Below are 14,281 nucleotides of genomic sequence, written 5' to 3'. Positions count from 1 at the left end.
GAATCGGCAACGCAAAGAAGGGAGTCCGATGCCCCAATCGCCTGCAACCCAGACGCCACGCCCTCCGACACCTCATGTCACCTTTTTTTCGCAGGGGCGTTCCGCCCTCTGAGTTCAGTCTCGATCCGATAAATAATATGGGCGCGCCGGCATCTTGAGGAACGGCTTCCGACCGCCACCGCAGCGAGATCATCTACAACCTGTCGAGGAGCCTGATGTTGAGAACTCGAAGGGGTTACATGCCGCGTGGGCTGGTTTGAGCAGGTTGCCTCCATGTCCACTTTTGGAGGATCACCGGATCTTGCCGTACGAAGGCCGAACTTCTGCAAACCACCCTTCTCGGCCATTCCCGACCAACCCCTCACCTTATGGATCGCCTCCCCGGCGATCGGCACCACCAGCCCACAGCCCCAGGCGAAGGCGAAGGCAAAATCACCATACCCACAAATAGGAAAACTTGCCTATTTCCACCCACCTATGCCATCCTCCCCCGATGCGCCCCAGCCCCCTCCCCGCCCCCCACCCCTTCCACCCGATGACCGAGGCGGAATGGCGCGCCCTCGCCCCCCACCTCCCCACCAACCCTACCGGCACCGGCCGCCCCGCCGACCGCCGCCACCGCCTCGACGCCATCTTCCACGCCGCCCTCACCCACGCCCCCTGGTCCGCCCTGCCGGAACGCTTCGGCAATCCCGGCACGGTCGCCCGCTATTTCCGCCGCCTCACCCATGCCGGCCTGTGGCAGCGCCTGCTCACCGCCCTCGCCACCACCCCGCCCGGCCACCCTCTCCACGCCCTGGCCCACCGCATCTGCCGCGCCGCCCGCCGCGCCCACCGCATCCTGGGCCTCGGCCTCATCCTGCTCGCCCGCCGGCTGGACTTGCGCGCGGCCCTGCCCGGCCCGCCCTGGCTGCTGCCCGATCCGGATTTGTCCCAAACCCTCGCTCGCACGAAGCTTCCGCCGTTTACAGGCGCTTACGGCACCATCACCCCGTATCGCCGCCTGCTGCGGGGCCTCGCCGCCCTGCACCGCGCCGCCGCCGGCCGCGCCCGCATCCCGCGCTCCGTGCGCCTGCGCTGGGCCTGACCCCCGCCATGCCGCCCGCCATGCCCACTGGCCGGATCAGCCCTTTCTGCCTCGCCCCGTCGCAGTTTCGGGCCACCGCGCCTACATTACCCCCGATACGCCAGCACGCCCTGCCCAGGACCGGGCCGGGCCCCGAACGAGTGGAAGACCGACCGAACCCATGAGCGATGCCGTGCGCCTGACGCGCCTCCCCAACGGCCTGACCGTCGTTTCCGACACCATGCCCCGCGTGGAGACCGCCTCGATCGGCGCCTATGTCCATGCCGGCACGCGGGACGAACGCGCCGAGGAGAACGGCGTGTCCCACTTCCTGGAGCACATGGCCTTCAAGGGCACCGAGCGCCGCGACGCCGCCGCCATCGCGCGGGAGATCGAGGATGTCGGCGGCCACCTCAACGCCTACACGGCGCGGGAGAACACCGCCTACTACGCCAAGGTGCTGAAGGACGACCTGCCGCTGGCCGCCGACATCCTGGGCGACATCCTCACCCATTCCTCCTTCGCGCCGGAGGAGGTGGAGCGCGAGCGCGGCGTGATCCTGCAGGAGATCGGGCAGGCCAACGACACGCCCGACGACATCGTCTTCGACCACTTCCAGGCCACCGCCTACGGCAACCAGGCCATGGGCCGCCCCACTTTGGGCCCCTCCTCGATCATCGAGAAGATGCCGCGCGACGCGTTGCGCAACTACATGCGCCGCCACTACGGCCCCTCCCGCATGGTGGTCGCGGCCGCCGGGGCGCTGGAGCACGAAGCGCTGGTGGAGATGGTCGGCCGCCACTTCGCCGACCTGCCGGTGGCCGAGACGCACGAGGCCGAGCCCGCCCGCTACACCGGCGGCGAGTTCCGCGAGGAGCGGGAGCTGGATCAGGTCCATGTCGTCCTGGGCTTTCCCGGCCCGGGCTATGGCGACCCGATGCACTACCCGACCATGCTGATGTCGGGCCTGCTGGGCGGCGGCATGTCCTCCCGCCTGTTCCAGGAGATCCGCGAGAAGCGCGGCCTCGTCTATTCCATCTACTCCTTCCACTCCCCCTTCCGGGACAGCGGCATGTTCGCGATCTATGCCGGCACCGGGGAGGATCAGGCCGCGGAACTCGTGCCCGTGACGCTGGAGGAGCTCCGCCGCGTCCAGCACGACGTGACGGAGGACGAGCTGAACCGCGCCAAGGCCCAGCTCCGCGCCTCCCTGCTGATGTCCCTGGAATCCACCGGCAGCCGCTGCGAGCAGCTCGCCCGCCAGCTCCAGGTCCATGGCCGCATCATCCCGGTCGAGGAAACCAAGGCGAAGATCGCCGCCGTGACGGTGGAACAGGTCCAGGCCGCCGCCGCCCGCGCCTTCCGCGGCACCCCCACCCTCGCGGCCCTCGGCCCCATGGGCAAGGTGCCCTCCCTCGCCACCATCGCCGAGAAGCTGGCGGCGTGAGCGCCGCCGGGATGGGGGGCCGGATGGAGAGCGCCGCGGAACGCCACCTGGCGCGGCTGGGCGACCTCGTCGCCGCCGCGCGGGCGGCCGGGGCGGATTCGGCCGATGCGGTGCTGATCCGCGGCACCGCCCTCTCCGTCGCCCGCCGTCTCGGCAAGGTGGAGCGGATCGAGCGTGCCGAGGGCGTGGAGCTCGGCCTGCGGGTCTTCCTGCACAGCCGCTCCGGCCGGCGGCAGGCGATCGTTTCCACCACCGACACCGATCCCCTGTCCTTTCCGCCCCTGGCCGAACGCGCCGTGGCCATGGCCCGCGCCGTGCCGGAGGACGGCTTCGCCGGCCTGCCCGACACGGCGAAGTTCACCCTGCCCGATCTCGACCTCACCAGCGGCGCCCGCCCCGATGTCGAGGAACTGACCGCCCGCGCCGCCCTGGCCGAGGACGCCGCCCTGGCCATCCCCGGCATCACCAATTCCGAGGGTGCCGAGGCCGGCTGGTCGCACCGCGAATTCGCCCTGGTCACCTCCACCGGCTTTTCCGGCGCCTATGCCCGCTCCGGCCACCACCTCTCCGTCACCGCCCTGGCGGGCAGCGGCACGGGGATGGAGCGCGACTATGACCACGTCTCCACCGTCCACCTCTCGGACCTCGACGATCCCGCCACGCTGGGCCGCGAGGTCGGCGAGCGCGCCGTCCGCCGCCTGAACCCCACCCGCCCCGCCACGGCGCGCCGCACGGTGGTCTATGCCCCCCGCGTCGCCGCCTCGCTGCTCGGCCATCTCGTTGGCGCGCTCAACGGCGCCGCCGTGGCGCGCGGCACCTCCTTCCTGCGGGACGGCATGGGCCAGCCGGTCATGGCCCGCGGCCTGACCGTCCGCGACGACCCGACGAAGCCCCGCGCCCTGCGCTCCCGCCCCTTCGACGGCGAGGGCCAGCCCGGCGCCTCCCTCGCCCTGGTGGAGGACGGCACGCTGCGGAGCTGGATCCTGGACGCCCGCTCCGCCCGGCAACTCAACCTGCCCACCACCGGCCACGCCGCGCGCGGCCCGTCCTCGCCGCCCTCCCCGGCCCCCAGCAACCTGTGGCTGGAACCCGGCGCCCTCTCCCCCCAGGCGCTGATGGCCGATATCCGGGAGGGCCTCTACGTCACCGAGCTGATTGGCCACGGCGTCAACACCCTGACCGGCGACTACAGCCGCGGCGCCGCCGGCTTCATGATCCGCGACGGCCAGCTTGCCGAGCCGGTCAGCGGCCTGACCATCGCCGGCAACCTGCGCGAGATGTTCCTCGCCATGACCCCGGCCGACGACCTCCGCTTCCGCCGCGGCACGGACAGCCCGACGGTGCGGATCGAGGGGTTGACGGTGGCGGGGGGCTGACCCCCCGCCCCGATTTCAGGCGGGGCCGGCCGGAGCCGCGCCCTTCGCCCAAAGGCGATAGGGCTGCTTCGCATCGAGGCGGTCCAGCAATTGCCGGACGGTCCCGTCCCAGTCCTGGGTCCTGATCCGGGCCGAGGACGGGACCTCATCCTTCTCCCGGGCCTCCAGCCAGCGTCCCAGGGCGGCGGCCAGGTCCTCCGGCCGGAGACCCGAGAAGTACATCGCGTTCTCGCCCGCCACCTCCTGGAAGACTGGCAGGTCGCGTGCCAGGATCGGCAGGCTGGTCTGCGCCGCCTCGACGAGCGGCAGGCCGAAGCCCTCTCCTTCCGACGCCATCAGCAGGCAATGGCTCATGCCGTAGAGCCGCCGCAGATCGACGTCGCGAACCCCTTCCAGCCAGTGCAGCCTGCCGCCGAGATAGGGGTGGGTGCGCAGGTGCTCGGCGAGATCCGACATCTGCCAGCCCTCCTTGCCGACGATCAGGAGGCCGACATCCACCCCCTCGGCCCAGAGCTGCTCGAAGGCGGCGACGGCCTGCCTGTAGCCCTTCCGCGGCTCCAGCGTGCCGGTCATCAGGAATGTCGGGCGGCGGGCGGTGCAGGACATGGCCGCCAGGACCGAGCCCGGCGGCTCGCCCGTCGCGGCCTCGCCCTTGAAGTCGCCGGCCAGATGGAAATAGTCGACCGGCAGCGGCCGGTCCCGGACCATCTCCGCCGTGTCCAGCCAATCGCAGAGCTCGTCCGCCACGGCGCGCGAGATGCAGATGGCGTGGTCGGCCATGGACAGCATCCTCTCGTACCAGGCGCTGACCTCCACGATCCCGGCGGGGAAGCAGTCCGGGCGCAGCATGGGCAGGAGGTCATAGACCACCAGCACGAGCCGCAGGCCCGCCAGCTTGCGCCGCCGCAGGTCGGTGAACTCCGCCTCGGTCATCTTCGGGTTGAGGTCGATGCAGAGGAGCGTGTCGCCTTCGCCCATGTCCAGCAGCGCCTCGGCCAGGGGGAGCGGCGGGGTGCCCAGGACCCGCGTGGCGGCCTCATGGGCATGGCGCAGGCCGCCGCCATCGAAGCGCACGGCCTCCACCCGCCCGTAGTTGCCGGACGAGGCCAGGAGGCGGTTGCTCACCTCTCGCACCACGCGCTGGATGCCGGAGCGTGCATCGAACCGCGCCATCTCCGACATATCGACCAGAAGACGCCGCCGCGGCGCCGCGGGGCGGAAGCTGGCCTCCAGGCTCTGCGATACCGCGGAAAGTTCCTCCTCCCCGGGCCATGGCGCGGCGCGCAGGCGGGCAAGGCCAAGCGATGCTCCGGCCAGCGAGGGCAGTTGCTGCTTCGCATAGCTCGCCTCGATCGCGGCATGGTATTCCTGCGCGATCCGGGCCGGGCGAAGCCGCTGCTCGGTATAGGCCTTGCCGGCCCGGGCCAGGGCGTGGCGCCGTTCCGCATCGTCGCGCAACAGCCCGATCGCCTCGCCCAGCGCCTCGGTGGAGAACTGCTCCGGCAGCTTCCAGACACAGTCATCGGGCAATTCCGTCGCCGTGCCATGCCGGTTCACGATCAGCGGCACCCCAAAGCACAGGCAGTCGGTGATCGCGCCGGAGGTCTCCCCGCGCGAATCCCGGCGAAGCTGGATGGCCATGTCCGCCGCCGCCAGCCACTGGTCGTATTCCTCCTGCCCGACGCGGCCGGTGACCGTGACATCGCCCTCCCGCTCGCCGTTCCGCAACGCGAACCCCTCCGGCTCACCTGCCAGCGTGCCGACGAAGACGAGGCGTCCGTTCCCGCCGGCGACGGAGCGCCAGGCCTCCAGGACCCGCCCCGGCATCTTGGCGGGCGAGACGATGCCGAAGCTGCAGACCAGGAACTCCCCCGGGCCGATGCCGAGGGCCTTGCGGGCGGCCTCCCGCTCCGGGCGGACACGGGCATGCGCCAGATGGGGGATGATCCTGATCCTGTCCCGCACGCCGGCGCCGAAATGCATGGCCAGGATCGTGCGGCCGTACTCGGAGTGCTGGATGAGGGAAAGCGACTGGTCCAGCACGTTCAGGCAGCAGGGATACTGCCTCACCGCCTCGTCGCGCCCGTGCCGGGCCTCGTAGTGAAGCGCGGGATAGCCATGGGAATGGTAGAGGTGGGCCAGGAAGTCGCCGGGCCTTCCCTGGTGATGCGCCAGCCAGTTCCAGAGATTCGACAGGAAGGCGTCGTGCAGGACGGTGACGCCGGGATGGACGGGCAGGAGGTCGCGATACTGGAAGGTGTGGAAGTCCGAGCAGCCGGCCTGGTACAGGACGCGGTCGAAGCCCTGGTCCCGCTGCAGGAAACGCTGCGCGTCCAGTTGCGGGAAGGCCGCTTCCAGCCACGGATCGTCGGTCTGCCCCGGCTCGCTCACCAGGGTGATGTCGTAGTGGCGCGACAGCGCGGGCAGGAGGCTCCGACTGTAATCCGCGATGCCGCTTTCCTGCGGCGGCAGCGGTGAGACGAAAGCCATCGAGGGCAGCGGCTGAAGCGCGGTGACGCGCCCGTGGCCCTGCCTGACGCGGCGATCCTGGATCTGCTCCAGCGCATCCCAGGCACGCTCGGCACAGGCCTCCCAGGTGAAGCGGCGCGCCTGCTGCAGGCCGTGCGCCGACAGGCGCTGCCGCAACTCCGGCTCCCGCAGGACCCGGGCCATGCGCTCGGCGATCTCCGCCGGCCGGGCCGGATCGAACAGCGCCTCGTCCAGGCCCACCACTTCCGGCAGGCTGCTCGTGTTGCTCGCGATGACCGGGGCGCCGCAGGCCATGGCCTCCGCGGCGGGCAGGCCGAAACCCTCGTGCAGCGAAGGGAAGACGAAGACCGCGCAGTTCCCGTACAGCACGGGCAGGTCATCCTCCTGGACGAAGGGGACGATGCGCAGCTTCTCCGGCGAGGTGCCGGCATCCGCCAGGAGCTGGCGAAGGCGCTCCTCGTCGACATGCCCGACGAGGACCAGTTGATGCAGCGCGCGCAGTTCCGCGGGCAGACGGGCATAGGCCTCGATGAAGCCCTGCTCGTTCTTGCGCGGGTCACCGGCGCCGACGAAGAGGATATAGGGGGCCTGCACGCCGTAGCGCGCCAGCCGCGCCGCGGCCGCGGCCTCATCCGTTTCCGGCGGGCGGAAGGCCGGGCCGATTCCCGCCTGGATGTTGGACACCTTCCCGGCATCGAAGCCCAGATGGGTGATGGCTTCCTGGCGGCTCGATTCCGAGATGGCAAGGAGGCCCTCGGCCAGGAACATCTCGTGCAGCCCCGCATAGTACCAGCGCCTGTGCGGCGCCAGGACGCCCTGTCCCTCCAGATACTCCTTGTGCCGGATCAGGGGGATCAGGTCGTAGCAGGTGCCGACCAGCGGCAGCCTTTCGAGGCCGGGCGGCGAGAAGGTGACGGCCCCGTCGCCCAGCCCCTCGAAGATGCTCGAGACATGGACGATGTCGGGTTGCAGGGAGGCCAGGAACTGGGCCCGCACGACCCGCGCGGCCTGTGCCGCATAAGGTCCGGCCGAGCTGGGGGTGGAGAACCAGGAGCGGAGATGGGAGGGAGGAAGAAGGGCCGAGAAGCGCGCCGAAAGATCCTCGGCGGTTTCCAGCATCGTGCCGTTCAGCGCCACGACGACGTCGTGCTGACGAGGGGCACGCACCATCGCCAGGGCAAGCTCGCGCGAGTAGCGCCCGATGCCGCGCTTGGCGTTGCTTCCCTGCGCGCCCTGCAGATCGATGACCAGTCGCAACTCTGTCTTCCTGTCTCAGCCAGCAGGCATGATGGGATGGCCCTGCCGGGCATCCGAGGAAAGGCGATGCGAGAGCAATCGCCGCACATACTGCCCGCGCAGGGAAAGATCCTGCTCCCTCGCCGGCATCGCCTCCGCCGGCGAAGGCACCTCCGGCAAAGGAAGCGCGAGAGCGGGCGTCTCGTCCGGCGCCGGCATTTCGGTGATGCCCTGCACCTGCTTCGCATCGTCGCCGGCATGGACTCCGCGAAGCTTGGGCAGCACGCGGCGCGAGGCGTAGAGGCCGACATCCTTCAGGCCGATCTGGCGGCGCAGCAGATAGATCACGCCACGCAAGGGACGCGTGAGGCGCCAGGACGTGCTGGTGTGATAGGCCCGGTTCATCACTTCCGCCGCGACATAGCGATGCTCGGCCTCCTGCAGGCGGGCCTCCAGTTGCGCGCGCTCCTCCATCACCTCCGAAAGGCGGCGATGGGCGGCATCCGCATGTTCCAGCGCCTGACCGATGCGGATGCCGGTCCCTTCGGCGGCCGACGCCGTCTGCGCGATCAGGGTTTCCCGGAGGACCATGTACTCGGCATGCGCCTTCCTTTCGCGCTCGCCGGCCGCAGCAGCTTTCTGCTCCATCTGACGGGCGCGCGCCCCCGCGTCCCGCAGCGCCTCTTCCAGCCCTGCCATCTTCTCCCGCAGCGACAAGGCCCGCTGTTCCGCTTCGCCCCGGCGCGTCCCCGCTTCCTCTAGGCTGGACAGGGCCGCCTTGTGCGCCGTCAGCAGAAGGGCATGGGCTTCCTCGGCCTTCTGGCTTGCCATCTCCGCGCGATCGCGATCCGCTTCGGCCTTCCGGCGCGCCTGTTCCGCTTGGTCACGATCCGCCTCGGCCTTCTGGCGCGCCTGTTCCGCGTGGTCGCGGTCCGCCTCGGCCTTCTGGCGCGCTTGTTCCACGCGGTCGCGATCCGCCTCGGCCCGCAGCCGGGCTTCCCGCTCGTTGGCCGCGTAGGTTTCCGAATCCCGGTGCCGCTGCAGCAGGTCCGCAGCCCGAAGGAAGCCGTCGAAGACATTGGGCTGGACCGTGAAATACGGCAGCAGCGCCGCAGCCCGTTCATCCGCCACATAGAAGCGGTTGAGGCCATCGAACCAGGCGAAGCGATAGCCTTGCGCCAGCAATCCGTTCTCCCAGACGGCGTGATCCGGTTCCTGTGAAAGCGGGCGCGTGGCCTCGATCAGCAGGATCCAGGGCCGGAAGCGGCTGAAATCCGCCCCCTGCAGAACTTCCGCCTCGCCGCCCTCGACATCGATCTTCAGGAAGTGGATCGGGCCGTCGGGCCTGTACTGTTCGCAGATCTGCGCCAGCGTCAGGCCGGGCACACGGCGTTCCTTCAGCTCCCAGCCCTTGCGGGCGTGTTCTTCCGCCACCGACGTATCAAGGGTGGAAAGACCCGTCCCCGGGATCTCGTGGAAAACACGTTCCCCCGGTTCGGCCGTCGCGCAGACCGGGAGGTTGATGTCCCGTCCGCGATGGGCCTGGAGCTCGGCGAAGTAGGCATTGTTCGGCTCGAGATTGATGCCCGACCATCCGTGGTCATAGAACAGCCGCGTCACGGACAGATCTTCCGGATGTGCCGCGCCCACATCGATGTAGAAGCCGTTCTCGACACGCTGCAGGGCCCGCCAGAGCATGACGTCTTCCTGGTTCTGCGCGTAGGAAATCAAATCCATCCGAGATCCCATGTGTGGATCGCCGCCTTGCGGAGCCGGCGGAAAGCGCGACCAGGACAGGTCCGGGAAGATCGCGAACCGCGCCCGACGATGATGTCGCGACAGGTGTGCCAGCCCGAAACGAGGTTGTCATCCCTCCCCGCCGGAGATTGGGGGGGCGGCCAGGATGTCCGCCGGGCCGCCATCGCGCCCCGGCTGCGGAGACACATCCGTGTCGCGCGATGCGTGCAGACGATGTCCGTCAGTCTCCATACACCTCCCGGTACAGCCCGATGATCTCCTCCTTCTCCGGCACGCGCGGGTTGTTGCCGGGGCTGCCGGAGGCCAGGGCCTGTTCCGCCATCAGGGGCAGGAGCGTGTTCCAGCGCTGCTCCTCGATCCCCCAGGCGGCGGGGGACGGCACGGCGAGGTCACGGTTCAGCGCGCGCAGGGCCTCGACGAGCCGGGCCGCTGCCGCCTGGTCGCCCTCCTCCGGCCCCGCCACGCCCATGATCCGCGCCGCCTCCGCATAGCGCGGCAGGGCGCCCGGCAGGCTGTAGGCGGTCACGGCGGGCAGCAGCATGGCGTTGGACAGTCCGTGCGGCACATGGAAATGCGCGCCCAGAGGGCGGGACATGCCATGCACCAGGGCGACCGAGGCGTTGGAAAAGGCGATCCCCGCCAGCAGGGCGCCCCGCATCATGGCCTCCCGCGCCGCGACGTCGTCCGGCCGGGCATAGACGGCCCGCAGGTTGGGCGCGATGAGGCGCATGGCCTGGCGGGCATAGTCGTCGGAGAAGGGGTTGGCCCGGCGGGACACGAAGGCCTCCAGCGCATGGGTCAGGCTGTCCACGCCGGTATCGGCGGTGATCCGGGGCGGGACGGTCCAGCTCAGCTCGTGGTCCACGATGGCGGCCAGCGGCAGGGCGCCCAGGCCGGCGATCAGCATCTTCTCGTCGCGTTCCGTGTCGGTGACGATGGTGAAGCGGGTGGCCTCGCTGCCGGTGCCGGCGGTGGTGGGGATGCAGATCACCGGCATGGCCCCGCGATCCGCCCGGGCGGGGAACTTCACGCTGCGGATATGGACGCCGGGTTCCAGCGCGGCCTGGATGGCCATGGCCTTGGCGGTGTCCATCGGGCTGCCGCCACCGAAGCCGATCAGGCAGTCATGCCGGGCACCGCGCAGGCACTCCACGCCGGCGGCCACCACCGTATCGGTGGGGTCGGGCACGGTGTCGGAGAAGACGGACGGGTGGAGACCGGCCTGGCGCAGCGGCTCCAGGCAGCGTTCCACCATGCCGGAAGAGACCATCCAGGGATCGGTCACCACCAGAGGGCGGGATAGCCCGAACTGCGCCAGCACTTCGGCGACCTGAGCCACCGCGCCGCCGCCCAGGAGGATCAACCGGGGTGTGACCAGGGAAACCAGCATCGTTCTTCCTCCCCTTGAGAAGGGGAGCATCGCGGATATCGCCGGATGCGTGAAGGGCGACCGGATGGCGGGACCTCATGGAGGCTCTCCACCCCGGGAGCCGGGCCGGAAACAGAACCGGAGCCGGCAGGGCCGGCTCCGGTTCCTTCATGACGCGCGGATCGATGCGCCCGAGGGGCTATTCCCTCAGACGGAGTTCGAACGCCGGGCCACCATGCGGTAGATAAAGAGGACGATGACGGCGCCGACGATGGAGGCGATGAAGCCGGCCCCCTGTCCTGGTCCGTACCAGCCGACGGCCTGGCCGAGATAAGTGGCCACCACGGCACCGATGATGCCCAGGATCGTGGTGATGATGAAGCCGCCAGGGTCACGCCCAGGCATCAGGAACTTGGCGATCAGGCCCACGATGAAGCCGATGATGATGGTCCAGATGATGCCCACTTCGAGTGTCTCCGGAAACGTTGTGAAACCTTGAGCGCCGGCATGGCGGATGGGTTTCCTGCGGAGGCGCGGGAATCGACGGGGGCTGGCTGCCGGCGGTCTCAGTGTGCCGGCGGGGGCACTTCCGGCACGTCCAGCCATTGCAGCATCCCCTCCGCCGCCGCGCGGCCGGTGCTGAAACAGGCCTGCAGCAGATAGCCGCCGGTCGGCGCCTCCCAGTCCAGCATCTCGCCCGCGACGAAGACGCCGGGGCGGCGGCGGAGCATGAAGCCTTCCTCGACTTCCTCCCTGGCGATGCCGCCGGCCGAGGAGATGGCGCGCTCGATCGGCCTGATCCCGGTCAGCCGCAGCGGCAGCGCCTTGACCAGCGATGCCAGCCGCGCGGGGTCCGACAGGCTGTCCGGCGCGCCTCGCGCCACCTCCCGCAACAGGCCGATGGCCACGGGTGGCAGGGCCAGGGTCTTGCGCAGGAAGTTGGAGAGGGATTGCCCGCGACGGGGCGCGGAAAGACGCCGCAGCACCTCCTCCGCCGGAAGGTCCGGGCGGAGATCGAGCTGCGGCACCGCCTCTCCCCGGCGGGCGATGGCTTCGCGCAACGGGGCGGAAAGGGCGTAGAACACCCCGCCTTCCAGCCCCTCGGCCGTCACGACCGCCTCGCCCCGGACCGTGTGGCCCCCGAAATGCAGGGCGACGCGTTTCAGCGGTTCGCCGGCCGCGCGTTCGCGGAACAGGGGCGACCAGTCGAGGGTGAAGCCGGCATTGGCGGGACGGAGCGGCGAGACGGCGATCCCGGCCTCCCGCAGAACCGGCACCCAGGCGGCGTCCGAGCCCAGGCGCGGCCAGGAAGCGCCTCCCAGGGCCAGAAGTACGGCATCGGTCCGCCACGCGAAGGCCTCCGCCCCCTCGGGCCCGAAGAGCAGCCTCCCCTGCCCGTCCCAGCCGGTCCAGCGGTGCCGTGGGCGCAGGCGCACGCCCAGGGCATCCAGGCGGCGCAGCCAGGCGCGCAGCAGCGGAGCCGCCTTGAAGGCGGTGGGAAAGACGCGGCCGCTGCTGCCGGTGAAGGTGGGCTGCCCCAGTTCCTCGCACCAGCGGCGCAGCGCCTCGGGCGGGAAAGCCCGGATGGCGGGCTCCAGCCAGTCGCGGGCCGTGCCATAGCGGGGAAGAAAGGCCTCCAGCGGCTCGCTATGGGTCAGGTTCAGGCCGCCGCGCCCGGCGATCAGCAGCTTGCGGGCGGGGGACGGCATGCGGTCGAAGACGGTGACAGCGCAGCCCGCCCTGGCCAGGCATTCCGCGGCGAAGAGCCCGGCGGGGCCGGCGCCGACCACCGCGACCGCCGCCGCGCCTCCGGGCCGCCCTTTCTCCGGGGGAGCCGCCGTCACGCCCCGAGCACGGCCTCGGCCTCGCGCACCACCTCGGCCAGGGCGCCCGGCTCGAAGGGCGAGACGAGGCCGGCGGAGCGGACGAGTTCGCCGAAGGGGGCCGAGCCGCCCTGGCCGCACAGGGAGACATAGGTTTCCAGCGTGCCCGCATAGTCGCGGCGCGACTTCACCCAGAGCTGCATCGCGCAGCAGAGCGCCAGGGTATAGTCGATGTAGTAGAAGGGCGAACGGTAGATGTGGTGCTTGGCCTGCCAGCGCCCGCCCCGCGCCGGATAGGCGAGGTCGCCGTAATCCGTCCAGGGCATGTAGAGCTTCTCCAGCCGCTGCCAGATCGCGTGGCGCTCGGCCGGGCTGGCATCGGGGTTGGCATAGACCTCGTGCTGGAAGTGATCCACGCAGACGCCATAGGGCAGGAAGGCGAGCGAGGTGATCAGGTGCAGGCGGCGGAAGCGGTCGGCGGCGCCGGGTTCCACCATCCTCTCCATCTGCGGCCAGGTGAGGAATTCGAGGCCCATGGAATGGATCTCCGCCGCCTCCATGGTCGGCCAGAGATAGTCGATGCCCGGCTGCTCGCGGCTTTCCCAGTTCTGGAAGGCGTGCCCCATCTCGTGGGTGAAGACGCCGATATCGTGGTTGGTGCCGTTGAAGTTGGCGAAGATGAAGGGGACGCCGTAGCTGGGGAAGGAGGTGCAGAAGCCGCCGCCCGCCTTGCCCGGGCGGTTCTTGAGGTCGAGGAAGCCGCCCTCGTGCATCAGGCGGTAGAAGGCGCCGAGGCGCGGGTCCATCGCGTCGAACATCGCCTGGGCGCGGGTCACGAGCAGGTCGTGGCAGCCGGCGGGCTTCGGGTTGCCCCGGGGATCGACCAGCGCCTCATCCCAGAAATACAGCCTCTCCCAGCCATTCTCGCGGCGCTGCTGCTCCAGCAGGCGGGACACCAGGGGCACGACATGCTCCACCACCTGCTCGCGGTAGCGGGCCACGTCCTCCGGCCCGTAATCCACCCGGCGCATGTTGCGATAGGCGAGCGGCGTGTAGCTGTCGTAGCCCAGCTTGCGCGCCATGCCGTGGCGCAGCTTCACCAGCCCGTCATAGATCGCGTCCAGCTCCTTCGCATTCGCCTCGAAGAAGCTCCAGCGCAGGCGCTCGGCGCGATGGCGGGTGTCGCGGTCCAGATCCTCGGCATAGGGGGCGAGGCCGGACAGGTTCACCGACTTGCCGCCGATCTCGAAGCGGGCGGAGGCGAGCAGCGCGGTGTAGCGGGCGCCGAGCTTCGCTTCCTCCTCCAGGTCCTTGGCGATCGCCGGCTCGAAGGTGGTGATGTCGGTTTCCCAGAGGCGCAGCGCATGGGGGCCGGTGAGGCGTTCCAGCGCCCGGCGGTCGGGGTCGGCCAGCAGGCGGCGCTTGACGGCGACCTCGTGCTCCGTCGCGACCGGGGCCAGGGCATCGGCATATTCGCGCGCCGCCCTGACCTCCTCGTCGGTGGTGTCCTGCGAGAATCGCAGATGCACCAGCGAGCTCCAGGTCTCGTATTCGCGCCGCAGCCGGTCCCACTCCTCCAGCGCCTCGGCGTGGCCGGAGGTGCCGGGACGACCCAGCAGCGCCTCGATGACGGCGTATCGCGCGGAGAGGCTCTGCCGGCTCGGCGTCTCGGCGTCGATATCCTCGAAGCGGATCTGGCTCATGGCGGTTCTTCCC

At 70.3% G+C, this 14,281-nt stretch carries 9 protein-coding genes; 3 read left to right on the top strand and 6 right to left on the bottom strand.

The window, feature by feature from the left end:
- Window positions 1-493: 493 nt before the first annotated feature.
- The 3 genes from RGI145_RS02335 to RGI145_RS02325 all read left to right on the top strand — a co-directional run bounded on the left by RGI145_RS02335 (window position 494) and on the right by RGI145_RS02325 (window position 3,889).
- Entirely contained in the window at window positions 494-1,087 is a 594-nt protein-coding gene (locus tag RGI145_RS02335; protein WP_075797074.1) for an IS5/IS1182 family transposase, read from the top strand.
- A gap of 160 nt (window positions 1,088-1,247) precedes the next feature.
- Window positions 1,248-2,513, top strand: coding sequence for a M16 family metallopeptidase (locus RGI145_RS02330; RefSeq protein ID WP_075797073.1), 1,266 nt, complete (start codon window positions 1,248-1,250; stop codon window positions 2,511-2,513).
- 23 nt (window positions 2,514-2,536) lie between these two features.
- On the top strand, window positions 2,537-3,889 hold the full coding sequence (locus RGI145_RS02325) for a TldD/PmbA family protein (RefSeq protein ID WP_083670304.1): 1,353 nt from the start codon (window positions 2,537-2,539) through the stop codon (window positions 3,887-3,889).
- Window positions 3,890-3,904: 15 nt separating this feature from the next.
- Here RGI145_RS02325 and RGI145_RS02320 read toward each other — a convergent pair whose 3' ends face one another.
- From RGI145_RS02320 to RGI145_RS02295, 6 genes are all read right to left on the bottom strand, one after another.
- Window positions 3,905-7,636, bottom strand: coding sequence for a glycosyltransferase (locus tag RGI145_RS02320; protein WP_075797071.1), 3,732 nt, complete (start codon window positions 7,634-7,636; stop codon window positions 3,905-3,907).
- Between the two features lie 15 nt (window positions 7,637-7,651).
- Window positions 7,652-9,352: an FkbM family methyltransferase gene (locus RGI145_RS24890; protein ID WP_075797070.1), complete on the bottom strand. Its 1,701-nt coding sequence runs from the start codon at window positions 9,350-9,352 to the stop codon at window positions 7,652-7,654.
- 241 nt (window positions 9,353-9,593) lie between these two features.
- A complete protein-coding gene (locus RGI145_RS02310; RefSeq protein ID WP_075797069.1) occupies window positions 9,594-10,763 on the bottom strand; it encodes an iron-containing alcohol dehydrogenase in 1,170 nt (389 codons plus the stop codon).
- 186 nt (window positions 10,764-10,949) lie between these two features.
- Window positions 10,950-11,207, bottom strand: a complete 258-nt coding sequence (locus RGI145_RS02305) for a GlsB/YeaQ/YmgE family stress response membrane protein (protein ID WP_075797068.1) — start codon at window positions 11,205-11,207, stop codon at window positions 10,950-10,952.
- A 101-nt stretch (window positions 11,208-11,308) separates the two neighbouring features.
- A complete protein-coding gene (locus RGI145_RS02300) occupies window positions 11,309-12,586 on the bottom strand; it encodes a TIGR03862 family flavoprotein (protein WP_075797067.1) in 1,278 nt (425 codons plus the stop codon).
- The gene (locus RGI145_RS02295) at window positions 12,583-14,268 is read right to left on the bottom strand and encodes a M3 family oligoendopeptidase (protein WP_075797066.1); all 1,686 of its coding nucleotides are present in this window, start codon (window positions 14,266-14,268) and stop codon (window positions 12,583-12,585) included. Before RGI145_RS02295 ends, RGI145_RS02300 begins: the two co-directional genes overlap by 4 nt.
- Window positions 14,269-14,281: the final 13 nt, after the last annotated feature.

Source organism: Roseomonas gilardii (genome assembly GCF_001941945.1).
Taxonomy (GTDB): Bacteria; Pseudomonadota; Alphaproteobacteria; order Acetobacterales; family Acetobacteraceae; genus Roseomonas.
Note: the sequence above shows the minus strand (reverse complement) of the source record. Positions and strands in the feature narration are given on the sequence as shown.

What these genes read in the sequence shown, in the direction of transcription:
- RGI145_RS24890 (WP_075797070.1), bottom strand. Translation starts at nt 9,352, where the DNA reads ATGGATTTGATTTCCTACGCGCAGAACCAGGAAGACGTCATGCTCTGG.
- RGI145_RS02295 (WP_075797066.1), bottom strand. Translation starts at nt 14,268, where the DNA reads ATGAGCCAGATCCGCTTCGAGGATATCGACGCCGAGACGCCGAGCCGG.
- RGI145_RS02335 (WP_075797074.1), top strand. Translation starts at nt 494, where the DNA reads ATGCGCCCCAGCCCCCTCCCCGCCCCCCACCCCTTCCACCCGATGACC.
- RGI145_RS02330 (WP_075797073.1), top strand. Translation starts at nt 1,248, where the DNA reads ATGAGCGATGCCGTGCGCCTGACGCGCCTCCCCAACGGCCTGACCGTC.
- RGI145_RS02310 (WP_075797069.1), bottom strand. Translation starts at nt 10,763, where the DNA reads ATGCTGGTTTCCCTGGTCACACCCCGGTTGATCCTCCTGGGCGGCGGC.
- RGI145_RS02325 (WP_083670304.1), top strand. Translation starts at nt 2,537, where the DNA reads ATGGAGAGCGCCGCGGAACGCCACCTGGCGCGGCTGGGCGACCTCGTC.